The 26768-nt window shown below is 70.3% G+C and carries 22 protein-coding genes; 17 read left to right on the top strand and 5 right to left on the bottom strand.

The annotated features are described in order from the left end of the window. Positions 1-1037: PucR family transcriptional regulator (locus tag STRIP9103_RS15815; protein WP_009312429.1), on the top strand; the 1037-nt coding region annotated here is incomplete at its 5' end. Positions 1038-1119: 82 nt separating this feature from the next. After that, positions 1120-1914: a phosphatase gene (locus tag STRIP9103_RS15810; protein WP_009312425.1), complete on the top strand. Its 795-nt coding sequence runs from the start codon at positions 1120-1122 to the stop codon at positions 1912-1914. A gap of 39 nt (positions 1915-1953) precedes the next feature. Here STRIP9103_RS15810 and STRIP9103_RS15805 read toward each other — a convergent pair whose 3' ends face one another. From STRIP9103_RS15805 to STRIP9103_RS15795, 3 genes are all read right to left on the bottom strand, one after another. After that, the gene (locus STRIP9103_RS15805) at positions 1954-2835 is read right to left on the bottom strand and encodes an acyl-CoA thioesterase (protein ID WP_009312412.1); all 882 of its coding nucleotides are present in this window, start codon (positions 2833-2835) and stop codon (positions 1954-1956) included. 83 nt (positions 2836-2918) lie between these two features. After that, positions 2919-4076: an acyl-CoA dehydrogenase family protein gene (locus STRIP9103_RS15800; RefSeq protein ID WP_048820357.1), complete on the bottom strand. Its 1158-nt coding sequence runs from the start codon at positions 4074-4076 to the stop codon at positions 2919-2921. 210 nt (positions 4077-4286) lie between these two features. After that, positions 4287-4934, bottom strand: a complete 648-nt coding sequence (locus STRIP9103_RS15795) for a TetR/AcrR family transcriptional regulator (RefSeq protein WP_009312423.1) — start codon at positions 4932-4934, stop codon at positions 4287-4289. Positions 4935-5030: 96 nt separating this feature from the next. Here STRIP9103_RS15795 and STRIP9103_RS15790 point away from each other — a divergent pair, with 96 nt between their 5' ends. The 11 genes from STRIP9103_RS15790 to STRIP9103_RS15740 all read left to right on the top strand — a co-directional run bounded on the left by STRIP9103_RS15790 (position 5031) and on the right by STRIP9103_RS15740 (position 19400). Then, positions 5031-6647, top strand: coding sequence for a carboxyl transferase domain-containing protein (locus STRIP9103_RS15790; protein WP_009312418.1), 1617 nt, complete (start codon positions 5031-5033; stop codon positions 6645-6647). Between the two features lie 41 nt (positions 6648-6688). Then, positions 6689-8626, top strand: a complete 1938-nt coding sequence (locus tag STRIP9103_RS15785) for an acetyl-CoA carboxylase biotin carboxylase subunit (protein WP_048820356.1) — start codon at positions 6689-6691, stop codon at positions 8624-8626. Positions 8627-8643: 17 nt separating this feature from the next. Beyond that, complete coding sequence (locus STRIP9103_RS15780) at positions 8644-9561, top strand: hydroxymethylglutaryl-CoA lyase (protein WP_048820355.1); 918 nt, start codon at positions 8644-8646, stop codon at positions 9559-9561. A gap of 4 nt (positions 9562-9565) precedes the next feature. Further along, a complete protein-coding gene (locus STRIP9103_RS15775) occupies positions 9566-10726 on the top strand; it encodes an acyl-CoA dehydrogenase family protein (protein WP_009312416.1) in 1161 nt (386 codons plus the stop codon). A gap of 330 nt (positions 10727-11056) precedes the next feature. Next, positions 11057-12106: an ABC transporter substrate-binding protein gene (locus tag STRIP9103_RS15770; protein WP_009312398.1), complete on the top strand. Its 1050-nt coding sequence runs from the start codon at positions 11057-11059 to the stop codon at positions 12104-12106. A 183-nt stretch (positions 12107-12289) separates the two neighbouring features. Continuing rightward, positions 12290-13138 (top strand): siderophore-interacting protein, encoded by an 849-nt coding sequence (locus tag STRIP9103_RS15765; protein WP_009312431.1) that lies wholly within the window; start codon positions 12290-12292, stop codon positions 13136-13138. Positions 13139-13318: 180 nt separating this feature from the next. Then, on the top strand, positions 13319-14761 hold the full coding sequence (gene desA, locus STRIP9103_RS15760) for a lysine decarboxylase DesA (RefSeq protein ID WP_009312397.1): 1443 nt from the start codon (positions 13319-13321) through the stop codon (positions 14759-14761). Further along, complete coding sequence (locus STRIP9103_RS15755; protein ID WP_048820354.1) at positions 14745-16031, top strand: lysine N(6)-hydroxylase/L-ornithine N(5)-oxygenase family protein; 1287 nt, start codon at positions 14745-14747, stop codon at positions 16029-16031. Before desA ends, STRIP9103_RS15755 begins: the two co-directional genes overlap by 17 nt. Then, complete coding sequence (locus STRIP9103_RS15750) at positions 16028-16573, top strand: GNAT family N-acetyltransferase (RefSeq protein ID WP_009312410.1); 546 nt, start codon at positions 16028-16030, stop codon at positions 16571-16573. Before STRIP9103_RS15755 ends, STRIP9103_RS15750 begins: the two co-directional genes overlap by 4 nt. Continuing rightward, positions 16570-18339 (top strand): IucA/IucC family protein, encoded by a 1770-nt coding sequence (locus tag STRIP9103_RS15745; RefSeq protein WP_009312404.1) that lies wholly within the window; start codon positions 16570-16572, stop codon positions 18337-18339. Before STRIP9103_RS15750 ends, STRIP9103_RS15745 begins: the two co-directional genes overlap by 4 nt. A gap of 167 nt (positions 18340-18506) precedes the next feature. Continuing rightward, the gene (locus STRIP9103_RS15740; protein ID WP_009312417.1) at positions 18507-19400 is read left to right on the top strand and encodes a DUF4429 domain-containing protein; all 894 of its coding nucleotides are present in this window, start codon (positions 18507-18509) and stop codon (positions 19398-19400) included. Between the two features lie 55 nt (positions 19401-19455). On the opposite strand, the gene STRIP9103_RS15735 is transcribed toward STRIP9103_RS15740, so the two are convergent. Next, positions 19456-21075, bottom strand: coding sequence for a purple acid phosphatase family protein (locus STRIP9103_RS15735; protein WP_009312401.1), 1620 nt, complete (start codon positions 21073-21075; stop codon positions 19456-19458). 186 nt (positions 21076-21261) lie between these two features. On the opposite strand from STRIP9103_RS15735, the gene STRIP9103_RS15730 reads away from it, so the two are divergent. Together STRIP9103_RS15730 and glmS are read left to right on the top strand one after the other, a co-directional pair. Then, entirely contained in the window at positions 21262-21519 is a 258-nt protein-coding gene (locus tag STRIP9103_RS15730) for a hypothetical protein (RefSeq protein WP_009312422.1), read from the top strand. Between the two features lie 42 nt (positions 21520-21561). After that, positions 21562-23379, top strand: a complete 1818-nt coding sequence (gene glmS / locus STRIP9103_RS15725; protein ID WP_009312432.1) for a glutamine--fructose-6-phosphate transaminase (isomerizing) — start codon at positions 21562-21564, stop codon at positions 23377-23379. Between the two features lie 362 nt (positions 23380-23741). On the opposite strand, the gene STRIP9103_RS15720 is transcribed toward glmS, so the two are convergent. After that, on the bottom strand, positions 23742-24272 hold the full coding sequence (locus STRIP9103_RS15720) for a universal stress protein (protein WP_009312408.1): 531 nt from the start codon (positions 24270-24272) through the stop codon (positions 23742-23744). Positions 24273-24742: 470 nt separating this feature from the next. Between STRIP9103_RS15720 and STRIP9103_RS15715 the strand changes: the two genes are divergently transcribed. Further along, positions 24743-25162, top strand: coding sequence for a hypothetical protein (locus STRIP9103_RS15715; RefSeq protein WP_411572408.1), 420 nt, complete (start codon positions 24743-24745; stop codon positions 25160-25162). A gap of 378 nt (positions 25163-25540) precedes the next feature. After that, positions 25541-26768, top strand: a 1228-nt coding sequence (locus STRIP9103_RS15710; RefSeq protein WP_009312414.1) for a helix-turn-helix domain-containing protein, incomplete at its 3' end; no start/stop codon positions are given.

Below are 26768 nucleotides of genomic sequence, written 5' to 3'. Positions count from 1 at the left end.
TGGCGGCGGCGGGCCCGGCACCGACACCGACCGCCCTGGCGGACCTGGCGGCGGTCGTGAGACCGGGTGGCCTGCCGGGGCCGGGCGGCGTTCCCGGCTCGGGTACCGCCCTCGGCCCCACCCCCACCCCCGCCTCCGCCTCCGCCACCGACACCGTCGGCGGCACGCACCTCGCCGCCTACGCCCTCGGCGCCGGGCAGGGCTTCGCCCTCGCCGTCGCCACGCCGCGCCGCGATCCCGGCGACCACACCATCGCCTCCGTCGCCGCGGTGCTGTTGTCGTTGCTCACCGGGGAGCAACGCAGCGGCACGGGCGCGGCCCGTACGTCGGCGCTCGTACGGCTGCTGCTCGGGGCGGCGCCCGAGGAGGTGGCGCCGCTGCTGGGCGACGACATCGGTGTGAGGCCGGGAGGAGAAGCCGACGGCGCTCGTGGCGAGAAGGGCGCCCGCGAAAGATGCGACGGCCCCACCGCGTCCGGCGCCCGTTGGCTGGTCGTACACGCCCTCCCCGCCGGGGACGGCCCGCCACCGGACGCCGTCTCCGCCGCCGCGCTCGGCGCGAGCCTCGGCTCCTCGCTGGTCGACGCCCACGGCGACGTCGTACGGGTGCTCGTCCCGGCCGGCCGCGAGGTCACCGCCCAGCCGGGCTGGACGTGCGGGGTGAGCGCCCCGGCCGCGCCGGACGCGTGGGCGTCCGCCGACGCGCAGGCCGCCCGCGCGCTGGCCCGGGCGAGGGCCACCCGTACGGCGCTGGTCCGGCACGGCGGCCGTACCGCGTTCGCCGATCTGATCCCGGCGGACGACGCCACCGCCCACGCCCGCACCCTCCTGGCCCCGCTCGCCGCCTCCCCCGCCCTCATCGAGACCCTCCGCACCTGGCTCTCCCTGCACGGCGGTTGGGACCGCACCGCCGTGGCCCTCTCCGTCCACCGCAACACCGTCCGCCAACGCGTCGCCCGCTGCGCCGCGTTGCTGAACAGGGACCTCGACGACCCGGACGTACGGATGGAGCTCTGGTTCGCGCTACGGGCCCACTGAGACGACCGCCCCCAGGAGTGACGCAGGTCGCAGCGGCAACGACGGCGGAGACTCCCGCAGTTGTCTGCCTCACAATGGACTCATGCCGATATCCGGGACCCCCAGCCGCGCCGAGCTCGTCGAGCACCTCGTACGGACGCGTATCGCGGGCGACGTCGCCACGCCCCGCGAGAACAACCTCTCCCACTACCGCGAACTGGCCAACGGCAACCGCCACTACTGGCTGGGCCTGGAGCTCGGCGACCGCTGGAGCGACGAGCAGGACGTCCTGGCCGTGATGGCGGAGCGGGCCGGCGTGAACGACGACCCCGGGTACCGCTACGGCCAGGACACCATCGACCCGGATCTGACGGTCGACGCGCTGGAGCGCATGGCGGCCCGGCTGCGCAAGGCGGCCGACGGCGAGCAGCGGGTGCTGTTCGCCACCGGGCACCCCGGCGGCCTCCTCGACGTGCACCGGGCCACGGCCCAGGCGCTGCGCGCGGCCGGCTGCGAGATCGTGGTGATCCCGGACGGGCTGCAGACCGAGGAGGGGTACGTGATGCAGTTCGCGGACGTCGCCGTCCTCGAACACGGCGCCACCCTCTGGCACACCCACTCCCCCGAGCCGATGCGCGCGATCCTCCGGGGCCTGGAGGGCGCCGGGCGCCCGCTGCCCGACCTGGTCGTCGCCGACCACGGCTGGGCGGGCTGCGCCGGCCAGCTCGGCATCGACGCCGTCGGCTACGCGGACTCCAACGACCCCGCCCTCTTCCTCGCCGAGTCCGAGGGCACCCTCCAGGTCGCCGTCCCCCTCGACGACCACGTGGTCAGCCCCCGCTACTACGACCCGATGACGGCGTACCTGCTGGACCAGGCGGGGCTCACGGACCAGTAGGACCGGTAGGACCGGTCGCCCGGGCCGGCCGGCGCGGTCCTACGAGGCGGCAGCCCTCGGCGCCCGTACGACCCCCTCCTGGATCACCGAGATCGCGAGGCGGCCGTCCCGGGTGTAGATGCGGCCCTGGCCGAGACCGCGGCCGGCGGACGCGGACGGGGACTCCTGGTCGTACAGGAGCCATTCGTCGGCGCGGAGCGGGCGGTGGAACCACATCGCGTGGTCGAGCGAGGCCCCGACGACGTCGCCGACCGCCCAGCCGCCGCGCCCGTGGGCGAGCAGGATGGAGTCGAGCAGCGTCATGTCGGAGACGTACGTGGCGAGGACGACGTGCAGCAGGGGGTCGTCGTCGAGCTTGCCGTTGGCGCGGAACCACACCTGGGAGTGGGGTTCGCGGGGCTCGCCGAAGCGGCCGTAGGGCGGGTCGTCGACGTAGCGGAGCTCGACCGACCGGCGCGCCTCCAGGAACTTCTCGACCACCACGGGGTCGAGGTGGGCGTAGGCGCGGAGCCGTTCCTCGGAGGGCGGCAGCGTGGCGGGGTCGGGTGCGGGCGGCATCGGGGCCTGGTGGTCCAGCCCCTCCTCGTGCAGCTGGAAGGAGGCGGACAGCGCGAAGATCGGCTTGCCGTGCTGGACGGCGACGACCCGGCGGGTGGTGAAGGAGCGGCCGTCGCGCATGCGGTCGACGTTGTAGACGATGGGCGCGCCGGGGTCGCCGGGGCGCAGGAAGTACGCGTGCAGCGAGTGGGCGAGCCGGTCCGGGCGGACCGTGCGCCCGGCGGCGACGAGCGCCTGTGCCGCGACCTGTCCGCCGAAGACGCGCGGGACGATGGCGGGGCGGGACCGGCCGCGGAAGATGTTCTCCTCGATCTGCTCCAGGTCGAGCAGATCGAGGAGATCCTGAAGTGGTGCCTGGCTCATGAGGCCTTTTCTACCGGCGAGTAATTCCAAGGACCTTACAGGCCCGTGTCCTTACAGGCCCGTGTCCTTACAGGCCCGTGTCCTTACAGGCCCATGTCCTTCGCGATGATCGACTTCATGATCTCGCTGGTGCCGCCGTAGATGCGGTTGACGCGGTTGTCGGCGTAGAGGCGGGCGATCGGGTACTCGTTCATGAAGCCGTAGCCGCCGTGGAGCTGGAGGCAGCGGTCGATGACGCGGTGGGCGACCTCGGTGGTGAAGAGCTTGGCGGAGGCGGCCTCGGCCGGGGTCAGCTCGCCGGCGTCCAGCGCCTCCGTGGCGCGGTCGACGACGGCCTCGGCGGCGTCCACCTCGGCCTGGCAGGCGGCCAGCTCGAACTTGGTGTTCTGGAAGGCGGCGACGGGCTGGCCGAAGACTATGCGGTCCTTGACGTACTGCTTGGTGAACCGGATCGCGGCCTTGGCCTGCGCGTACGCGCCGTAGGCGATGCCCCAGCGCTCGGAGGCGAGGTTGTGGCCGAGGTAGTAGAAGCCCTTGTGCTCCTCGCCGAGGAGGTCCTCGGCGGGGACCTTGACGTCGACGAACGCCAGCTCGGCGGTGTCGGAGGTCTTCAGGCCGAGCTTGTCGAGCTTGCGGCCGACGGAGTAGCCCTCGGCCTTGGTGTCCACGACGAAGAGGGAGATGCCGTGGCGGCGGTCCTCGGCGGTGGGCGCGGCCGTACGCGCACAGACGATCATGCGGTCGGCGTGGACGCCGCCGGTGATGAAGGTCTTGGCGCCGTTGAGGACGTAGTGCGTGCCGTCCTCGCTGAGCTTGGCGGTGGTCTTCATGCCCGCGAGGTCGGAGCCGGTGCCCGGCTCGGTCATCGCGATGGCCCACATCTCCTCGCCGGAGACGAACTTCGGCAGGTACCGCTTCTTCTGCTCGTCGGTGGCGAGCATCTTGATGTACGGCAGGCCGAGCAGTACGTGCACGCCGGAGCCGCCGAAGGTCACGCCCGCGCGGGCGGTCTCCTCGTAGAGGACGGCCTCGAACTTGTACGAGTCGATGCCGGCGCCGCCGTACTCCTCGTCCACGCGGATGCCGAAGACGCCCAGCTCGGCGAGCTTGTAGTAGAAGTCGCGCGGCGCCTGGCCGGCCTCGAACCACTCGTCGTAGACGGGCACGACCTCGGCCTCGATGAAGGCCCGCAGGGTCTCCCGGAACGCCTCGTGATCCTCGTTGAACACCGTACGGCGCACGGCCGGCCCCTTTCTGCGCCTTGAACCGGCGCCGCCCTCACGGATGTGGTCGCCCACCGTCGGGTTCCTCGGTCGATGGTCACGAGCCCCCACGGCTAAGCGCTTGCTCAGGCAGCGTACCGGCGAGTAGCGACACCCGTCCAGAGAGCCGAGGACGTAACGCTCGTCACGCCACTCGCACCGCCCGGCGATCCACGGTCCGGCCCCGCGTCACCCGGCCGCGGGCACCGCCGCCGCGAACGCCCCCCGGGCCATCCGGTGCAGCAGCTCGGCCGTGGCCGCCCGGCCCGGCAGGGACCCCGGTCGGCCCAGGTGCGGTGTGGAGTTCAGGAGGCCGAAGACCGAGTGGACCGCCGAGCGGGCCGCGGGCTCGGTCAGCCCCGGGTACACCTCCCGAAGCACCCCGACCCACAGTTCGACGTACTGCCGCTGGAGCTGGCGGACCAGTTTGCGGTCGCTGTCGCGGAGGCGGTCCAGCTCGCGGTCGTGCAGGGTGATGAGGGGACGGTCGTCGAGGGCGAAGTCGATGTGGCCCTCGATGAGGGAGTCCAGGACGGCCTCGGGGTCGCGCACGGCGACCTTCGCGGCACCCCCGGCGGCCTCCCGCCCCGCCCCGCCGTCGGCCTCCGCCAGCCGGCGCTTCGCCCCGGTGAGGAGCTGCCCGCTGATGCCCACCAGCAGCTCGGCGAGCATCGCGTCCTTGCCCGCGAAGTGACGGTAGAGACCGGGGCCGCTGATGCCGACGGCGGCTCCTATCTCATCGACGCCGACGCCGTGGAAGCCGCGTTCGGCGAAGAGGCGGGCGGCCTCTTTGAGGATCTGGTCGCGGCGGGTGGGGGCGTCGGTTCTGGTGGCCATGGAGGCAATTCTAGACAGGGAGGTTAGCGGTCGTTAACCTGAGGGAAACGCGTTAACGCTCATTAACAGGCGACCACTGGGTGAGGGGACCGCACGATGGACCAGGCACCGGAGCTGACGACCGCGGCCGACCCCGCGGCGGAGGCCTATCGGTCCAACGAGGCCGCGCATCGCGCGCTGGGCGAGGAGCTGCGCGCCAAGCTGGCCGCCGCCCGGCTCGGCGGCGGCGAGAAGGCGCGCGCCCGGCACACGTCCCGCGGCAAGCTGCTGCCGCGGGACAGGGTCGACACCCTCCTCGACCCGGGCTCGCCCTTCCTGGAGCTGGCGCCCCTCGCCGCCGACGGGATGTACGACGGGCAGGCACCGGCGGCCGGGGTGATCGCCGGGATCGGCCGGGTCAGTGGCCGCGAGTGCGTCGTCGTCGCCAATGACGCCACCGTCAAGGGCGGCACGTACTACCCGATGACCGTGAAGAAGCATCTGCGCGCGCAGGAGGTGGCCCTGGAGAACCGCCTCCCCTGTCTCTACCTGGTCGACTCCGGCGGCGCCTTCCTCCCCATGCAGGACGAGGTCTTCCCCGACCGCGAGCACTTCGGGCGGATCTTCTACAACCAGGCGCGCATGTCGGGGGCGGGGATTCCGCAGATCGCGGCGGTCCTCGGCTCGTGCACGGCGGGCGGCGCGTACGTCCCGGCCATGAGCGACGAGGCCGTCATCGTGCGCGGCCAGGGCACGATCTTCCTGGGCGGCCCCCCGCTGGTGAAGGCCGCCACCGGCGAGGTCGTCACCGCCGAGGAGCTGGGCGGCGGCGAGGTCCACTCCCGGATCTCCGGCGTCACCGACCACCTCGCCGAGGACGACGCCCACGCCCTGCGCATCGTGCGGAACATCGTCGCCACGCTCCCCGCGCGCGGGGCCCTGCCCTGGAAGGTCGCCCCCGTGGTGGAGCCCAAGGCCGACCCGTACGGGCTCTACGGCGTCGTACCGGTCGACTCCCGCACCCCGTACGACGTACGCGAGGTCATCGCGCGCGTGGTCGACGGTTCACGTTTCGCCGAGTTCAAGGCCGAGTTCGGGCAGACCCTCGTCACCGGCTTCGCCCGTGTCCACGGGCACCCGGTCGGCATCGTCGCCAACAACGGCATCCTGTTCTCCGAATCGGCCCAGAAGGGCGCCCACTTCATCGAGCTGTGCGACCAGCGCGGCATCCCCCTGGTCTTCCTGCAGAACATCTCCGGCTTCATGGTCGGCCGGGACTACGAGGCCGGCGGCATCGCCAAGCACGGCGCCAAGATGGTCACGGCGGTGGCCTGCACCCGCGTCCCCAAGCTGACGGTCGTGATCGGCGGCTCCTACGGCGCGGGCAACTACTCGATGTGCGGCCGGGCCTACTCCCCCCGCTTCCTGTGGATGTGGCCCAACGCCAAGATCTCGGTCATGGGCGGCGAACAGGCCGCGTCCGTCCTCGCGACCGTCAAACGGGACCAGTTGGAGGCGCGCGGCGAGGACTGGCCCACGGATGACGAGGAGGCCTTCAAGGCCCCGATCCGTGCGCAGTACGAGCGCCAGGGGAACGCCTACTACGCGACGGCCCGCCTCTGGGACGACGGCGTCATCGACCCGCTGGAGACCCGCCAGATACTGGGCCTGGCCCTGACCGCGTGCGCCAACGCGCCCCTGGGCGAGCCCCAGTTCGGCGTCTTCCGGATGTGAGGGGGACCGCAGAGATGCCTCAGATGTCTCAGGCGATGACCATGTTCGACACAGTGCTCGTGGCCAACCGCGGCGAGATCGCCGTCCGCGTCATCCGTACGCTGCGGTCGCTGGGCGTGCGCTCGGTGGCGGTGTACAGCGACGCGGACGCCGACGCCCGGCACGTACGCGAGGCCGACACCGCCGTACGGATCGGCCCGGCGCCGGCGGCGGAGAGCTATCTCTCGGCCGAGCGCCTGCTGGAGGCGGCGGCCCGCACCGGCGCCCAGGCGGTCCACCCGGGGTACGGCTTCCTCGCGGAGAACGCCGAGTTCGCGCGGGCGTGCGCCGCCGCGGGCCTCGTCTTCATCGGCCCGCCCGCCGACGCCATCTCCCTCATGGGCGACAAGATCCGCGCCAAGGAGACGGTACGGGCGGCCGGGGTGCCGGTGGTGCCGGGGTCGAGCGGCAGCGGGCTCACGGACGCGGAGCTGGCCGAGGCCGCCCACGGGATCGGTATGCCGGTGCTGCTCAAGCCCAGCGCGGGCGGCGGCGGCAAGGGCATGCGGCTCGTGCGGGACGCGGCCGTGCTGGCCGACGAGATCGCCGCCGCCCGGCGCGAGGCCCGCGCCTCCTTCGGCGACGACACCCTCCTCGTCGAACGCTGGATCGACCGCCCCCGGCACATCGAGATCCAGGTCCTGGCCGACGGCCACGGCAACGTCCTCCACCTCGGCGAACGCGAGTGCTCCCTCCAGCGCCGCCACCAGAAGGTCATCGAGGAGGCGCCGAGCGTCCTGCTCGACGAGGCCACGCGCGCGTCGATGGGCGAGGCGGCGGTCCAGGCGGCCCGCTCATGCGGGTACCGGGGCGCGGGCACGGTCGAGTTCATCGTGCCGGGTGGCGACCCCGCCACGTACTACTTCATGGAGATGAACACCCGCCTCCAGGTCGAACACCCGGTCACCGAGCTGGTGACCGGACTCGACCTGGTGGAGTGGCAGCTGCGGGTGGCGGCGGGCGAGCCGCTGTCCCTCCGGCAGGAGGACGTACGGCTGACGGGCCACGCGATCGAGGCCCGCATCTGCGCGGAGGACCCGGCACGCGGCTTCCTGCCCTCCGGGGGGACGGTCCTGCGGCTGCGCGAACCCCAGGGCGACGGCGTACGCACCGACTCCGGGCTCAGCGAGGGCACCGAGGTCGGCAGCCTGTACGACCCGATGCTGTCCAAGGTCATCGCGTACGGCCCCGATCGCGCGACGGCCCTCCGCAAACTCCGCGCGGCCCTCGCCGAGACGGTCACGCTGGGCGTGCAGACGAACGCCGGGTTCCTGCGAAGGCTGCTGGCCCATCCGGCGGTGGTGGCGGGCGAGTTGGACACCGGGCTGGTCGAGCGGGAGGTCGAGGGGCTGGTCTCCACCGACGTACCGGAGGAGGTGTACGAGGCGGCTGCGGCCGTGCGGCTGGAGGAGCTGAAGCCGACTACGGACGGCTGGACCGACCCGTTCGCGAAGCCGAGCGGTTGGCGGCTCGGCGGCGAACCGAAGCCGCCGGCCTTCGATCTGCGAGCAGCGGGACTCGAACCCGTCACTCACCGGCTCCGGGGCACCCACACCGTCACCGACGACCGGGTGTCCGTGACCCTGGACGGCGTCCGCCACACGTTCCACCGCGCCGCCGACTGGATCGGCCGCGACGGCGACGCCTGGCACGTGCGCGACCACGACCCGGTGGCGGCGTCCCTCAACCGGTCCGCGCACTCCGGCGCCGACTCCCTCACCGCCCCCATGCCCGGCACCGTCACCGTGGTGAAGGTGGCCGTCGGCGATGAGGTGACCGCCGGTCAGAGCCTGTTGGTGGTGGAGGCGATGAAGATGGAGCACGTCATCTCCGCCCCGCACGCCGGCACCGTCGCCGAGTTGGACGTGTCGCCGGGCACGACGGTCGCCATGGACCAGGTGCTGGCCGTGATCGCACCGCACGAGGAGGTGGCGGAGTGACTGCTCAAGGGCTCCCCATGGCCGTACCGTCCGCAGGGCTCCCCGCGCGCGTCCGTATCCACGAGGTCGGCGCCCGGGACGGCCTGCAGAACGAGAAGGCGACCGTGCCGACGGAGGTGAAGGCCGAGTTCATCCGGCGGCTCGCCGACGCGGGCCTCACCACCATCGAGGCGACGAGCTTCGTGCACCCCGAGTGGGTGCCGCAACTGGCCGACGCGGAGCAGCTGTTCCCGCAGATCAGCGATCTGCCGGTGGCGTTGCCGGTCCTCGTCCCCAATGAGCGCGGCCTGGACCGCGCCCTGGCGCTCGGCGCCCGCCGGGTCGCCGTCTTCGCCAGCGCGACGGAGTCCTTCGCCAAGGCCAACCTCAACCGGACGGTCGACGAGGCGCTGGCCATGTTCGAGCCGGTGGTCGGGCGGGCGAAGGCCGAGGGCGGCCATGTGCGCGGCTATCTCTCGATGTGCTTCGGCGACCCGTGGGAGGGCCCCGTCCCGATCCCCCAGGTCGTACGGGTCTGCCGCGCGCTCCTCGACATGGGCTGCGACGAGCTGAGCCTGGGCGACACGATCGGGGTGGCGACCCCGGGCCATGTGGAGGCCCTGCTGACCGAACTCACCGGCCGGGGCACCCCCGTGGACACGCTGGCCGTGCACTTCCACGACACCTACGGCCAGGCCCTCGCCAACACCCTCGCGGCGCTGCGGCTCGGCGTGACCACGGTCGACGCCTCCGCCGGGGGCCTCGGCGGCTGCCCGTACGCCAAGTCCGCCACCGGCAACCTCGCCACCGAGGACCTGGTGTGGATGCTGCGCGGCCTCGGCATCGACACCGGCGTCGACCTCGACCGTCTCACCGCCACGAGCGTGTGGATGGCCGGGCAGTTGGGCCGACCCAGCCCGTCCCGCACCGTACGAGCCCTCTCCCACCAGGAGTGACCCCATGGACCACCACCTCTCTCCCGAACTGGAAGAACTCCGCCGTACGGTCGAGGAGTTCGCGCACGAGGTCGTCGCGCCCAAGATCGGCGACCTCTACGAGCGCCATGAGTTCCCGTACGAGATCGTCCGCGAGATGGGCCGCATGGGGCTCTTCGGGCTGCCGTTCCCGGAGGAGTACGGCGGCATGGGCGGCGACTATCTGGCCCTCGGCATCGCGCTGGAGGAGCTGGCCCGGGTGGACTCGTCCGTGGCCATCACTCTCGAAGCCGGGGTCTCCCTGGGCGCGATGCCGATCCATCTCTTCGGTACCGAGGCCCAGAAGCGCCAGTGGCTGCCGCGTCTGTGCTCCGGCGAGATCCTGGGCGCGTTCGGGCTGACGGAACCGGACGGCGGCAGCGACGCGGGCGCCACCCGCACCACCGCCCGCCTGGACGAGTCGACGAACGAATGGGTGATCAACGGCAGCAAGTGCTTCATCACCAACTCGGGCACGGACATCACGGGGTTGGTCACGGTCACGGCGGTGACGGGCCGCACCCCGGAGGGCAAGCCGCTGATCTCCTCGATCATCGTCCCGTCGGGCACCCCCGGCTTCACGGTGGCGGCCCCGTACTCCAAGGTCGGCTGGAACGCCTCGGACACCCGCGAGCTGTCCTTCGACGACGTACGGGTCCCCGCCGACAACCTCCTCGGTGAACTCGGCCGTGGCTACGCCCAGTTCCTGCGCATCCTCGACGAGGGCCGTATCGCGATCTCGGCGCTGGCCACAGGGCTCGCCCAGGGGTGTGTGGACGAGTCGGTGAAGTACGCGAAGGAGCGCAAGGCCTTCGGCCGGCCGATCGGCTCCAACCAGGCGATCCAGTTCAAGATCGCCGACATGGAGATGAAGGCGCACACGGCCCGGCTGGCATGGCGCGACGCGGCCTCGCGTCTGGTCTCCGGCGAGCCCTTCAAGAAGGAGGCCGCCCTCGCGAAGCTCTACTCCTCCACGATCGCCGTCGACAACGCCCGCGACGCCACCCAGATCCACGGCGGCTACGGCTTCATGAACGAGTACCCCGTGGCCCGTATGTGGCGCGACTCCAAGATCCTGGAGATCGGCGAGGGCACGAGTGAGGTCCAGCGGATGCTGATCGCACGGGAGTTGGGGCTCGTGGGCTGAGGCCGAATTCCATCTACCGGAATCCCCTTCGAGGCCCCTCACAAGGGCCCGACAGCCGTCTGCGACACGGTTGTCGGGCCCTTCGACGTACTCCCGCACCCTGTCGGCCACGCCTTCGCATCCGCGAGATGACCAGCGACTCAAGGGATCTTTGAACCCTAAATTTCCCCACCAGCCTTCGATTCACAGGGAATTCAAAGATTGGGGCAGGCGTCGACCTGGGCATTCCCTCACTTGGAACCACCCTCTGGACAAGTGGTGAGGTTAGGCTAACCTACCTTCGAACTCACCCTCGGGCGTTCGCCGCCCCGTTCGAAAGTAGCCATACACATGTCCAACGCCAGAGCCGCTCACCTCACCCGCCGTGGCATCCTCGCCGCCGGTGGCGCACTCGGTCTCGGTGCCGCCCTCGCCGCCTGCGGAGACGAGGAGTCGAGCAGCAGCACTGGCTCCGACAAGGAGACGGCTGCCGCCAAGTCGGGCCCCTGGACGTTCAAGGACGACCGCGGCACGACAGTGAAGCTCGACAAGACCCCCCAGAACATCGTCGCGTTCGTGGGTGTCGCCGCCGCGCTGTACGACTACGGCATCGACGTCAAGGGCGTCTTCGGCCCCACCAGGACGCAGGACGGCAAGGCCGACGTCCAGGCCGGCGACCTCGACATCAGCAAGGTCACGATCATCGGCAACGTCTGGGACGAGTTCAAGATCGAGAAGTACGCCGCCCTCTCCCCCGACGTCCTCATCACGACGATGTTCGACGACGCCGGCACCCTCTGGTACGTCCCCGAGGCCTCCAAGGACAAGATCGCCAAGCTCGCCCAGAGCGTCGGCATCTCCGCGTACGACCGTCAGATGACCGAGCCGCTGCAGCGTGTGCTGGAGCTGGCCAAGTCGCTCGGCGCGGACGTGGAGTCCGAGAAGATCACCGCCGCGAAGAAGCGGTTCGAGGACGCCGCCGCCCGGCTGCGCGCGGCCTGCAAGGCCAAGCCCGACATCAAGGTGCTCGCCGGTTCCGCCAGCCAGGACATCTTCTACGTCTCCGGCTCGAACCTCTCCATCGACCTCGAGTACTACAAGGCCCTCGGCGTGAACTTCGTCGAGCCGAGCGCTGCCGCGCTGAAGGCGAGCGGGGGCTGGTTCGAGAACCTCAGCTGGGAGAACGTCGACAAGTACGACGCGGACGTCATCATCATGGACAACCGCACGTCGGCCATCCAGCCCGCTGACATCACCGAGGCCACGTGGAAGGCGCTGCCCGCCGTGAAGGCCGGGCAGGTGATCGGGCGCAACCCCGAGCCGATTCTGTCCTACGACAAGTGCGCGCCGCTGCTCGAGGAGCTGGCGGAAGCGATCGAGAACGCCAAGAAGGTCAGCTAGGCGCTCCGCCGAGAGGGCCGCTCCCATCGCCGTGGGTCAGCGGGTGGCGGGCGAGCCGCGGGCCGGTTGCGGCTGGTCGCGCCCACGCGGCGGAGCCGCATATGTCACAGCCCCGCGCCCCTGGGTTCCCCGGGCGCGGCCCTTCCTTCACAAGCCCCCTGACGCACACTCAGGAGCCCCCTGATGACGACGGCCGTAGCCGCCCCCTTCCGGTTCTTCTCCCTTCAGGTTGTTCGGACTCGGCGGCTGGGGCCGTCTCTTGTCCGGGTCTCGTTCGCCGGAGACGAACTGCGGCACTTCCACTCCGACGGGAGAGACCAGTCGCTGTCCCTCTTCCTGCCGCATCCGGGGCAGGACGCCCCCGTCGTGCCCATCGGACTCGGCGACGGATGGTGGCAGGGATGGCGTGAACTGCCCGACGGCGTACGGGCCGTGATGCGGTCGTACACTCTGCGGGACCTACGGCGTGATCCCGACGAGATCGACATCGACTTCGTGCTGCACGGCGTCGAGCCGGAGGCCGCCGTGCCCGCCGGGCCCGCGTCGCGGTGGGCCTCCACCGCCGCTCCCGGTGACCGGGTTCTCCTGCTGGGGCCCGCCGTCGCCGACAACCGGGCCATCCGGTTCCGGCCGCCGCAGGACACCGACCTGGTGCTGATCCAGGGTGACGACACGGCCCTTCCGGCCGCCTCCGCGATCCTGGAGTCGCTGCCCGCCGGTATGCCGGCCCGGGTGTGGCTGGAGGTCCATCACGCGGAGGACATCCAGGACCTGGTGACCGACGCCGACGCCGAGATCACCTGGCTGGTGCGGGCCCAAGGCGCCCCGGCCGCCCTCGACGCGATCCGGGACGCCCAACTGCCGCCCCACTCGCTGCCCTACGCCTGGATCGCCGGGGAGTCCGGGCGGGTCAAGGAGCTGCGCCGGCATCTCGTGCGGGAGCGCGGGATCGACAAGCGGCGGGTGACGTTCGTCGGTTACTGGCGTGAGGGCCTGACCGAGGAGCAGTTGCGCGAGCGCGGCGACGGCTAGCGCGGGGGCGTCGCCAATAAACCGAGTCACGCGCGTTTCTGACGTGATGACAGTCACGGGGGAGTCAGGATTTCCGGAGTGTTAGTTAGGTTAGCCTTACCTAAGTTGGACGATGTGATTCCGCCCCCCACACCTCACCTCTCCGTCCCGCCCGCACTGCCCCGCTCGGAGGACCTCCCCATGCGCTCGCACCTGCTCAATGACACGACCGCGGAGCGGTACCGCCGCACCGTGACCGAAGGCGTGGAGCGGGTGGCGGCCAAACTCGCCACCACCGACCGACCGTTCACCGGTGTCACCGTCGACGCCCTCTCCCCCACCATCGAGCAGATCGACCTCGACAAGCCGCTGCACGACACGGCCGCGGTCCTCGACGAGCTGGAGGACGTCTACCTCCGCGACGCGATCTACTTCCACCACCCGCGCTATCTCGCCCACCTCAACTGCCCGGTCGTCATCCCGGCCGTACTCGGCGAGGCCGTCCTCTCCGCCGTCAACTCCTCGCTCGACACCTGGGACCAGTCGGCCGGCGGCACGCTCATCGAGCGCAAACTGATCGACTGGACCAACGAGCGCGTCGGCTTCGGCGACGCCGCCGACGGCGTGTTCACCTCCGGCGGCTCCCAGTCCAACCTCCAGGCGCTGCTGCTGGCCCGGGAGGAGGCCAAAACCGACAGTGCGGCCGAACTGCGCGTCTTCGCCTCCGAGGTCAGCCACTTCAGTGTGAAGAAGTCGGCGAAACTGCTGGGCCTCGGCCAGGACGCGGTGGTGTCCATCCCCGTCGACGGCAACAAGCGCATGCAGACCGTCGCCCTCGCCCGCGAACTGGAGCGCTGCGAGAACGACGGCCTCGTCCCCATGGCCGTCGTCGCCACCGCCGGCACCACCGACTTCGGCTCCATAGACCCGCTGCCCGAGATAGCCGAGCTGTGCGCCCAGTACGGGGCGTGGATGCACGTGGACGCGGCGTACGGCTGCGGGCTGCTGGTCTCGCTCAAGCGCCGCGAACTGCTGAACGGCATCGAGCGGGCCGACTCCGTCACCGTGGACTACCACAAGTCCTTCTTCCAGCCGGTGAGTTCGTCGGCCGTCCTGGTCCGCGACGGCGCCACCCTGCGCCACGCCACCTACCACGCGGAGTACCTCAACCCGCGCCGCATGGTCACCGAGCGCATCCCCAACCAGGTCGACAAGTCCCTGCAGACCACCCGCCGCTTCGACGCGCTCAAGCTGTGGATGACGCTGCGCACGATGGGCGCCGACGGTGTCGGGCAGCTCTTCGACGAGGTGTGCGACCTGGCGCAGGAGGGCTGGAAACTGCTCGCCGCCGACCCGCGCTTCGACGTGGTCGTGGAGCCCCAGCTGTCCACGCTGGTCTACCGCTACATCCCCGAGGCCGTCACCGACCCGGCTGAGATCGACCGCGCCAACCTGTACGCCCGCAAGGCCCTGTTCGCCTCCGGTGACGCGGTGGTCGCGGGCACCAAGGTCGGCGGTCGCCACTATCTGAAGTTCACCCTGCTCAACCCCGAGACCACGGCCGACGACATCGCCGCCGTACTCGATCTGATCGCCGGCCACGCCGAGCAGTACCTGGGAGAATCCCTTGACCGCGCTTCCTGAATCCGCCGTGAGGACCTACGACTTCATCGGCATCGGACTGGGACCCTTCAACCTCGGCCTCGCCTGTCTGACCGAGCCCATCGCCGAACTCGACGGGATCTTCCTGGACTCCAAGCCGCACTTCGAGTGGCACTCGGGCATGTTCCTCGACGGCGCCCACCTCCAGACCCCGTTCATGTCGGACCTGGTCACCCTGGCCGACCCGACGTCCCCGTACTCCTTCCTCAACTACCTCAAGGAGTCCGGCCGACTGTACTCGTTCTACATCCGTGAGAACTTCTATCCGCTCCGGGTCGAGTACGACGACTACTGCCGCTGGGCCGCCGACAAGCTGAGCAACGTCCGCTTCGGCACGACGGTCACCGAGGTGACGTACGAGGACGAGCTCTACGCCGTGAAGACGGCGGACGGCGATGTCCTGCGCGCCCGGCACCTCGTGCTCGGCACCGGCACCGTCCCGTTCGTCCCGGAGGCCTGCGAGGGCCTGGGCGGTGACTTCTTCCACAACGCGCAGTACATGCACCGCAAGGCGGAGCTGCAGACGAAGAAGTCGATCACGATCGTCGGCAGCGGCCAGAGCGCCGCGGAGATCTACCACGAACTCCTCTCCGAGATCGACGTCCACGGCTACCAGCTCAACTGGGTCACCCGCTCCCCGCGGTTCTTCCCGCTGGAGTACACCAAGCTGACGCTGGAGATGACGTCCCCGGACTACATCGACTACTTCCGCGCGCTGCCCGAGGAGACCCGCTACCGGCTGGAGAAGCAGCAGAAGGGGCTGTTCAAGGGCATCAACTCGGAGCTGATCGACTCGATCTTCGACCTGCTGTACCAGAAGAACGTCAGCGGCGGGGGCCGTCCGGTCCCGACCCGGCTGCTCACCAACTCGTCCCTCAACAGCGCCGTTCATGAGGACGGGCGGTACGTCCTCGGGCTGCGCCAGGAGGAGCAGGGCAAGGACTTCGAGATCGAGACCGAGGGTCTGGTCCTGGCCACCGGCTACCACTACCGGCCGCCGGCCTTCCTCGCCCCGATCCACGACCGGCTCGTCTTCGACGGCCACGGCCGCTTCGACGTGGCCCGCAACTACGCCATCGACACCACCGGGCGCGGGGTCTTCCTGCAGAACGCGGGCGTCCACACGCACAGCATCACCTCGCCCGACCTGGGCATGGGCGCGTACCGGAACTCGTACATCATCCGCGAGCTGCTCGGCACGGAGTACTACCCGGTCGAGAAGACGATCGCGTTCCAGGAGTTCGCCGTATGACCTTCACGTTCCGCCCCCTCGACCCGCTCAAGGACTCCGAGCTGCTGCACACCTGGGTCACGCACCCCAAGGCGGCCTACTGGATGATGCAGGACGCCAAACTGGAGGATGTCGAGCGCGCGTACATGGAGATCGCGGCGGACCCGCACCACCACGCCCTGCTGGGGCTGCTCGACGGCGAGCCCGCCTTCCTCATGGAGAAGTACGACCCGGCCCACCGTGAACTGGTCGGCCTGTACGAACCCGAGCCGGGCGACGTCGGCATGCACTTCCTGGTACCGCCGACGGACACCCCGGTGCACGGGTTCACCAGGTCCGTGATCACCGCTGTGATGGCGCACCTCTTCGAGGACCCGGCCACCCACCGGGTCGTCGTCGAGCCGGACGTCTCCAACAAGGCGGTCCACGCCCTCAACGAAGTCGTCGGTTTCGTCCCCGAGCGCGAGATCGACAAGCCGGAGAAGCGGGCCCTGCTCAGCTTCTGCACCCGCGACCAGTTCTTTACAAGGCACAGCCTGGCCGCCCGAGGAGTCACCGTATGACCCTGTCCGATGCCGTGGCGCATCTGTCCCCCCACCGCTGGGCACGGGCCAACCGCCTGCTGCTCCGCAAGGCCCTCGCCGAGTTCGCCCACGAGCGGCTGATCACCCCGGAGAAGGACGGGGAGCGGTACGTCGTACACAGCGACGACGGCCTGACCCGGTACACCTTCACGGCAGTGATCCGTGCCCTCGACCATTGGCAGGTCGACGCCGACTCGATCTCCCGTCAACGAGACGGCGTCGACCTCCCGCCGGCCGCGCTGGACTTCTTCATCGAGCTGAAGCGGTCCCTCGGCCTGAGCGACGAGATCCTGCCGGTCTACCTGGAGGAGATCTCCTCCACCCTCTCCGGCACCTGCTACAAGCTCACCAAGCCGCAGACCCCGGTCGCCGAGCTGGTCGACGGCGGCTTCCAGGCCATCGAGACCGGCATGACCGAGGGCCACCCCTGCTTCGTCGCCAACAACGGCCGCCTCGGCTTCGGCGTCCACGAGTACCTGTCGTACGCCCCCGAGACCGCGAGCCCGGTCCGGCTGGTCTGGCTGGCCGCGCACCGCTCCCGGGCGGCGTTCACGGCGGGTGTGGGCATCGAGTACGAGGCGTTCCTGCGGGAGGAGCTGGGCGCGGAGACGGTCGCCCGCTTCCACTCCGTCCTCACCGACCTGGAGCTGGACCCCGCCGACTATCTCTTCATCCCGGTCCACCCCTGGCAGTGGTGGAACAAGCTCACCGTCACCTTCGCCGCCGAGGTCGCCCAGCAGCACCTGGTCTGCCTCGGCGAGGGGGACGACGGGTATCTGGCCCAGCAGTCGATCCGGACGTTCTTCAACCGGTCCAGCCCCGAGAAGCACTACGTGAAGACGGCCCTGTCCGTCCTCAACATGGGCTTCATGCGCGGCCTCTCGGCGGCGTACATGGAGGCGACCCCGGCGATCAACGACTGGCTGGCCCAGCTCATCGACAGCGACCCGGTGCTCAAGTCGACGGGCCTGTCGATCATCCGCGAGCGCGCCGCCGTCGGCTACCGGCACCTGGAGTACGAGGCCGCCACCGACAAGTACTCCCCGTACCGCAAGATGCTGGCCGCGCTGTGGCGCGAGAGCCCGGTCGCCGGGTTGCAGGAGGGCGAGTCCCTGGCGACCATGGCGTCCCTGGTCCACGTCGACCACGAGGGCAGGGGCTTCGCCGCGGCACTGATCGAACGCTCCGGCCTGCCCCCCACAAAGTGGCTGCGCCGCTATCTCAAGGCGTACCTCACCCCGCTCCTGCACTGCTTCTACGCCTACGACCTGGTCTTCATGCCGCACGGCGAGAACGTCATCCTCGTGCTGAAGGACGGTGTCGTCGAGCGGGCGATCTACAAGGACATCGCCGAGGAGATCGCGGTCATGGACCCCGAGGCGGTGCTCCCGCCGGCGGTCGAACGCCTCCGCGTCGACGTCCCCGAGGACAAGAAGCTCCTGTCCCTCTTCACGGACGTCTTCGACTGCTTCTTCCGCTTCCTGGCGTCGAACCTCGCCGACGAGGGCGTCCTGGAGGAGGAGGACTTCTGGCGCACGGTCGCCGAGACCGTCCGCGACTACCAGCACTCGATGCCCGAACTCGCCGACAAGTTCGCCCAGTACGACATGTTCGTCCCCGAGTTCGCCCTCTCCTGCCTCAACCGCCTCCAACTGCGCAACAACAAGCAGATGGTGGACCTGGCGGACCCGGCGGGCGCGCTGCAACTCGTCGGCACCCTGAAGAACCCCATAGCGGGCCTGTAGCCACGGCCCCGCACAAGCAGACGGGCACCTCGGAGTACGGTCCTCCGAGGTGCCCGTCGCCCCGTAAGGGGCGCAGCCCCTGTGGGATGGGACGGGCAGGGGCGGCGGAGGCGAGAACACACGCAGGTCCAGCCCACCCTCCCACCCCCGATGGAACAATCACCTTCATGGCGGCGGAAATCCTCCAGCGGGACGGCACCTGGACCTTCGACGGCGACACCCTGCGCCTGACCCCCGGCCGGGACAAGAGCGTGAGCCTGCTCCGCAAGACCCTGGGCGAACTCACGGTCCCGCTGGGCGCGTTGGCGGGCATCTCCTTCGAGCAGGGCAAGAAGTCGGGGCGGCTGCGCCTCAGGCTGCGCGACGGCTCCGACCCTCTCCTCCAGGCCACCGGCGGCCGGCTCACCGACGCCGACGACCCGTACCAGCTGAGCGTCGACTCCGACCGGTACGGCGTCGCCGAGTACTTCGTGGACGAGATCCGCAACGCGCTGCTGCTCGACGAGGTGCCGACGGACGCGGTCGACGCCTATCTGCTGCCCGGCCCCGCCGTCCCGCTCTCGGTCTCCGCCGGGGACGGCACCGCGAGCTTCGACGGGGAGCACGTACGGCTGGAGTGGAACTGGAAGACGGAGGACTCCAAGGCCGCCGCCGGGACCCGGCAGCTGGCGCTGCGGGACATCGAGGCCGTGGAGTGGCACCCCTCGGCCGGCCTGGAGAACGGCTACCTCCGCTTCACCCCGCGGAACGCGCCGACCAAGGCCCCGCCCAAGTACGACGCGAACTCCGTCGAGCTGTGGGGCTTCAAGAAGGACCCGCTGATGGCCCTGGTCGCGGCGGCGGTCCAGGCCCGCCTCCCGCACCCGTCGGCGGCCGTCGAGGACGTACCACCACCGCGTCCCGCCGCCGAACCCATACCCCGGCCCACGCCCGCCCGCACCGAGGACGACCACGACGCCCTGCTGCGCCGGCTGCGCGAACTGGGGGAACTCCACAAGTCGGGCGTCCTGACGGACGAGGAGTTCACGATGGCCAAGCAGGCGGTCCTCAAACGCCTGTGAGGACCGCCTGTGTGGGCCTGAGCGTGCGCCCCGCCCTCGGGGCGCGCCCGAGGCCCTACTTCGCCCGGCGGGCCACCGTGAAGCGGTCGACCTCCTCGCCGGTCTCGGCGATGCCGCGCACGGTCAGGGTCGCGAGGTGCCCCTTCGGCGCGGGCTTCACGTCCACCCGCAGGAATGAGTAGTCGAGGTAGCGCACGCGCGACCAGGTGACCGTCTCGTCGACCTTCCCGCCCTTGGTGTTGATGAAGGAGGCCACCGACTCGACCTCGTTCTCGTGCCCCTTGTACGACTGCGGCGCGCTGAACGCGTACAGGCTGCGGCCCGCCGCACCCGCCGTGACGTACACCACGCCCTCGCTCTCGGGGTAGGCCGTGCCGCCGATCGGCAGCTTCTTGGCGACCTTGCCCGCCTTGATGACGTCCGTGCGCTCGTACTGGTGGTTGTGGCCGTTGATCACCAGGTCCACGCCGTACTTCTCGAACAGCGGCACCCACTCCTGGCGCACACCGCCCTCCGAGGCGTGCGCGGTGGAGGTGCAGTAGGCGCAGTGGTGGAAGAAGACGACGATGAAGTCGATGTCCTTCGCGGCCCGGTACTTCTTCAGCCGGCCCTCCAGCCACTTGGTCTGGGTGCCGCCCGAGAGGCCGAGGTTGGCCGGGATCTCGAAGGAGATGTCGTTGGCGTCGAGCGAGACGACCGCCGTGTTGCCGTAGACGAAGGAGTAGACGCCCGGGAGGTTCTTGGGGTCCGGCCCGTTGTCGGGGAGGTTCCAGCGGGCGTCCTCGCCGCCGTAGCCGTTGGGCGAGTACCAGGCCTCCATATCGTGGTTGCCGTACGCGGGCATCCAGGGGACGGACTTGGCGACGGACTCGGTCTGGGCGAGGAACTGGTCCCAGATCCGCGAGTCGAAGCCGGTGTCGGAGGTCTTGCCCTGTCCGGCCGGGTCACCGTACGCGATGTCGCCGGCGTGCAGGTGGAAGGCCGGGTTCTGGCCGAGGAGGAGGCTGTTGTTGGCGAGGCCGTGATAGCCGACGCCCTCGTCGCCGAAGGCGGTGAAGGTGAACGGCGCCATGGGGGTCCCCCCGCTCGAGCGAAGCCGAGAGTGGGGGAGGGCGGGGGCGGTGGTGAAGGTGCCCAGGGTGCCGAGGAGGTGCGGTTCGGCCGGGTCGAAGCCGGCGTGGCCGACGCCGTAGTAGTACGTGCGGCCGGGCTTGAGGTGGGTGAGCGCGGCGTGCACGTAGTACTGCGTGTGGTTGCCGCTCGCGCCGACACCGGCCGGGGTGAACAGGGCGCGTACCTCGGCCTCGATCCTGCGGGAGAGGTCCTGGGGGTGGGCGCCGATCCGGATGAACGGCTTCTTGACGGCGACCGGCACCTGCCACGAGACGCTGATCTCGGTGCGGGGGTCGTTGCCGTAGGCGAGGTGGCGGCCGAAGGGGGCGACGAGGGAGCCGTCGACGTGCTCGGTGCGCGTCGCGGCCTGGGCGGGTACGGCGGCCCGGGCGGCGGCGGTGGCGGCCTGGGCCGCGGGGCCGGTGACGAACACGCCACCGGTGACGGCGCCCAGCGTGACGGCCCCGCCTCTGATCATCGAGCGCCGGGAGAACCGGGCGCGCAGGTACTCGTGCTGCTCGGCCATGCTCATGCGGTCGGCGAGCCGCTCGGGTACGCCCATGCGAGGAATGTCCATGGCGTCTGAAAATCGTCGCCGCAGGCGACGGACTGCGGGCCACCGGATGGACGGCTTCCGAACAGCGGCTCATAACAGTTTCAACGTTCTCCCAAGGTTCAATAACAGGGAGCTGCCCGAAATCGGGCAGGATTCTTGCGAAACCATCGCTCGTACCTCAGGATCTACCGGGTGCACGACGAACTTGTTGATCATCTGACGCGGACCACGCCCCTGAACCGGGGCGAGGCGCTGCGTGTGATTCAAGACGTGCTCGCGTACTTCGACGAGACGACCGAGGACTACGTCCGTCGCCGCCACCGCGAACTCCAGGCCCAGGGCCTGGTCAACACGGCGATCTTCGAACGGATCGAGGCGGACCTGAAGTACCGCGCGGTCGCACCGCCCGAGCTCACGCTCAGACAGCTGCGCCGCATGGTCTACGGCTGACCGACCACCAAGCAAGAGTCAAGGGAAACGGGACACCTATATATGTGCGGAATTGTCGGCTATATCGGCAAGCGTGATGTGGCACCGCTGCTTCTGGAGGGCCTGCAGCGCCTGGAGTACCGGGGCTACGACTCGGCGGGCATCGTCGTGACGTCACCCAAGACGGCGGGCCTGAAGATGGTCAAGGCCAAGGGCCGGGTCCGTGATCTGGAGGCCAAGGTCCCCGCGCGCTTCAAGGGCACCACCGGCATCGCCCACACCCGCTGGGCCACCCACGGCGCTCCGTCCGACGTCAACGCCCACCCGCACATGTCGGCCGACAACAAGGTCGCCGTCGTCCACAACGGCATCATCGACAACGCCGCCGAGCTGCGCAGGAAGCTGGAGGCGGACGGCGTCGAGTTCCTCTCCGAGACCGACACCGAGGTCATCACCCACCTCATCGCCCGCTCCCAGGCCACCACCCTGGAGGAGAAGGTCCGCCAGGCGGTCCGCATCCTCGAGGGCACGTACGGCATCGCCGTCATGCACGCCGACTTCAACGACCGCATCGTGGTGGCCCGCAACGGCTCCCCGGTCGTCCTCGGCATCGGCGAGAAGGAGATGTTCGTCGCCTCGGACATAGCGGCCCTGGTCGCCCACACCCGCCAGGTCGTCACGCTCGACGACGGCGAGATGGCCACCCTCAAGGCCGACGACTTCCGCACGTACACCACGGAGGGCACCCGTACGACGGCCGAGCCCACCACCGTGGAGTGGGAGGCGGCCTCGTACGACATGGGCGGCCACGACACGTACATGCACAAGGAGATCCACGAGCAGGCCGAGGCCGTGGACCGTGTGCTGCGCGGCCGTATCGACGACCGTTTCTCCACCGTGCACCTCGGCGGCCTCAACCTGGACGCCCGCGAGGCCCGCCAGATCCGCCGTGTGAAGATCCTCGGCTGCGGCACCTCGTACCACGCCGGCATGATCGGCGCCCAGATGATCGAGGAGCTCGCCCGCATCCCCGCGGACGCCGAGCCGGCCTCCGAGTTCCGCTACCGCAACGCGGTCGTCGACCCCGACACCCTCTACATCGCCGTCTCCCAGTCCGGCGAGACGTACGACGTGCTGGCGGCCGTCCAGGAACTGAAGCGCAAGGGCGCGCGGGTCCTGGGAGTGGTGAACGTGGTCGGCTCGGCGATCGCCCGAGAGGCCGACGGCGGCATCTACGTGCACGCGGGCCCCGAGGTCTGCGTCGTCTCGACGAAGTGCTTCACCAACACGACCGTCGCCTTCGCCCTGTTGGCGCTCCACCTCGGCCGCACCCGCGACCTCTCCGTCCGCGACGGCAAGCGGATCATCGAGGGCCTGCGCAGGCTCCCCGCGCAGATCTCCGAGATGCTGGAGCAGGAGGACGAGATCAAGAAGCTGGCCGAGCAGTTCGCCGAGGCCCGCTCGATGCTCTTCATCGGCCGCGTCCGGGGCTACCCGGTCGCCCGCGAGGCCTCCCTCAAGCTCAAGGAGGTCTCCTACATCCACGCCGAGGCCTACCCCGCCTCCGAGCTCAAGCACGGCCCGCTGGCCCTCATCGAGCCCGCCCTCCCCACGGTCGCCATCGTCCCCGACGACGACCTCCTGGAGAAGAACCGCGCCGCCCTGGAGGAGATCAAGGCCCGCCAGGGCAAGATCCTCGCCGTGGCCCACCAGGAGCAGGAGAAGGCGGACCAGACGATCGTGGTCCCGAAGAACGAGGACGAGCTGGACCCCATCCTGATGGGCATCCCCCTCCAACTCCTCGCCTACCACACGGCGCTGGCCCTGGGTCGGGACATCGACAAGCCGAGGAACCTGGCGAAGTCGGTGACGGTGGAGTAGCCGAGTCCTTTCCGGGGCCGCGCCCGCAGAGGCCACACATCAGAGCGGACCCCCATGTGATGCCGCCGTTCACAGGGGGTCCGCTCGAGCACGCCGGGGACGCCCAACCCCCGGCGCCGGCTGCCATCACCCGGTGGCCGTCACACCCCGGCCGGCAGCACGCCTCGCACGCCGGAGGCTCACCGTCGGCCAGGCGGTCACGGCCAGGAGACCGGCGACCGGTATATGCCCTTCACAAGGACACAAACACCCCTACGCGCCAGTAGATTCATGCGTCCACGGAAGACGGAAGGAAGGGAGACGGAAATCGCCCACGGTTCATCCCACCTGGACCGACGGGCGGTTACGGAAGGGCGGCGAGCTCAGGGGATGACGATGACCGGCCGCTGCGCCCGCTTGGCGAGCCGCCCGGCGACGGAGCCGAAGATCCGTCCGACGATCCCGTGCGTGGACCCGACGACGATCGCGTCGGCCTCGTACTCGCGCCCCACCTCTTCGAGTTCATGGCAGATGTCACCACCACGCTCGACGAGGATCCAGGGCACCTCGGCGAGGTAGTCGGCGCAGGCCAGCTCCAGCCCGAGGACCTCGGTGCGGTGATCGGGGACATCGACGAAGACCGGCGGCTCGCAGCCGGCCCACACGGTGGTCGGCAGCCGATTGGCCACGTGCACGATGATCAGGCCCGAGCCGGAGCGGCGGGCCATGCCGATGGCGTACGCGAGGGCGCGCTCGCTGGACGTGGAACCGTCGAAACCGACGACGACGCCATGCTTGAAGGCGGGGTCGCAGGTGGGGCGTGTCTCTTCCGCCGCCAGGGGGTCGGCCGCCGTGGGATCGGCGACGGGCCTCCGCTTGCGGTCCGCGGAGTCGAAGAATTCGTGACCGGCCATGGGTGTCTCGACGTTTGGATCCTCGTGGGTGGGACGACGTGGATGGGACGTCAGTGTGCGGCAGAGCTGTGTCCGGGAATCATCTTCCCGACCCCATACCCCCAAGGGTACGGCCGCACGCCTCCTCCGCCCAGATCCCGCACCGGCTTGCACGGGGTTCCAGGGAGCATGCACGACCCCCCGCCCACAACGCAATGGTTGCTGCCACGTACAGCCGGTTTACACAGGAACGAACTTCACACGACGAAAGCCCCACCACCGCACCCGGCACCGTCGCGAACAACCGCCCCCCGTGGCCCGGGAGCCGTTTAGCCCTCCCCGACTTGGGCAGTCGCCCCGCAGGCCGCGAGCTCCGGTGAGCGAAACCCCGCCCCGCGGCAACGCAAACGCCGCGGTACCAGTGACCGACGGCTCGAACACGCGTTGAACCCCGGTAAGCCGACCCCGAGGGAGTCAGAAGAGAGCAAGCCGTGCCAGCCCCCCGCACCGCACCCCAGTCCTCCGCCGCCCCCGCTCCTGCCCACGCCCCCGGGGCCACGCCCCCGGAGCACCCCGACCACACCGCCACGGACGTGGTCCGCTGGGCGGTCTTCAGCTGCGTCCTCGTCCCGGTCGTCCTCGTCTGGTTCGGTACCTCACTCGCGGGTGCCGCGGGCACCGCCCTGGGCCTCGCCGCGGTGACCGGCGTCTGCCGCATCCTCCTCCGCCAGTCCGAACGCGGCGCGACGCGCACAACCCGCGCCACCCGCAGGGCCCGTACATCCCGTACGCCCCGCCCCACCCGCCCGGTGGCCGAAGATCACACCCCCCACCGCGCCCGACACGGACGATCCGCTTCCGGGGCGCGCGGGGGCGGACGGAACTCCGGCCCGAGTACGCCGGTCGGCTGACCGGTTTCCGCGCACACCCCCGTATCTTTTCAGCCAACTTCGGCCACCCGCACATCCCTTGGCCGAACACCCCTCCACCCCCCGTTCGACCTGCGCGGAAAGGGGTCCAGGGGTCGCGCGCACCCTACGTGGACCAGCCACTGGGGCGAGGCGTACTTCCCTGCACGGCACGAGAGTGCAACGCTTCGTGATCGAATGCTTCACGCCAAGTTGCCATGTCGACAATGTGCCGGATGGCGAACTGGTCACGCCGGCACCACGCGACGCAGTAGATTCGATCATGACTGTCTTACGGCGGGGGACTCGTGCAGGACCAAGGGGAAACGTGCAGGAGCGACACAACCGAGGAGCCGCGACCACCGAGGGGGGCTTAGCAGTATGAGCCACGACTCCACCGCCGCGCCGGATGCCGCGGCCCGGAAACTCTCCGGGCGACGCCGCAAGGAGATCGTCGCGGTGCTGCTGTTCAGCGGCGGCCCCATCTTCGAGAGTTCCATACCGCTGTCGGTGTTCGGGATCGACCGCCAGGACGCCGGCGTACCGCGCTACCGCCTGTTGGTGTGCGCGGGCGAGGAAGGCCCACTGCGGACCACAGGGGGCCTGGAACTCACCGCACCGAACGGCCTGGAGGCGATCTCGCGGGCGGGCACGGTGGTCGTGCCCGCATGGCGTTCGATCACCTCACCGCCGCCGGAGGAGGCGCTCGACGCACTGCGCCGAGCGCACGAAGAGGGCGCCCGTATCGTCGGGCTGTGCACCGGTGCCTTCGTGCTGGCCGCCGCCGGCCTGCTGGACGGCAGGCCGGCCACCACGCACTGGATGTACGCGCCGACGCTGGCCAAGCGCTATCCGTCCGCCCACGTCGACCCACGAGAGCTCTTCGTGGACGACGGCGACGTACTCACCTCGGCCGGCACCGCGGCCGGGATCGATCTCTGTCTGCACATCGTGCGGACGGACCACGGCAACGAGGCGGCAGGGGCCCTGGCCCGGCGTCTCGTCGTCCCGCCGCGGCGATCGGGCGGCCAGGAGCGCTACCTCGATCGATCTTTACCGGAGGAGATCGGCGCCGACCCGCTCGCCGAGGTCGTCGCCTGGGCGCTGGAGCACCTCCACGAGCAGTTCGACGTGGAGACGCTCGCGGCACGGGCGTACATGAGCCGTCGTACGTTCGACCGCCGGTTCCGTTCGCTCACCGGGAGCGCTCCCCTGCAGTGGCTGATCACTCAGCGCGTGCTGCAGGCGCAGCGGCTGCTGGAGACGTCGGACTACTCGGTGGACGAGGTCGCGGGCCGCTGCGGCTTCCGTTCGCCGGTGGCGCTGCGCGGGCACTTCCGCCGCCAGCTCGGTTCGTCCCCGGCGGCGTACCGGGCGGCGTACCGTGCCCGGCGCCCGCAGGGCGACAAGCCCGGTGACCACGACGGCCCCGTCGGCCCGTCCGGTGCCACCGGACCGTCGCCGGTGCCGCCGGAGCACGCCCCGGTGCCGCTGCAGGCCCGCCGTACGGCCGCGGCGAGCGCCCTGGCGCCGTCGGCGTCCCTGTCGACGGACGGCGCGAAGCCGGAGCTGTACGCGACGGGCCGCCTGCCGGGGCAGCGCAGCGCGC

The sequence above is a fragment of the Streptomyces ipomoeae 91-03 genome (assembly GCF_000317595.1).
In the GTDB taxonomy this organism is placed as follows: domain Bacteria; phylum Actinomycetota; class Actinomycetes; order Streptomycetales; family Streptomycetaceae; genus Streptomyces; species Streptomyces ipomoeae.
The sequence above is the reverse complement of the archived record's forward strand: the minus strand, read 5'-3'. Positions and strand labels throughout refer to the sequence as shown.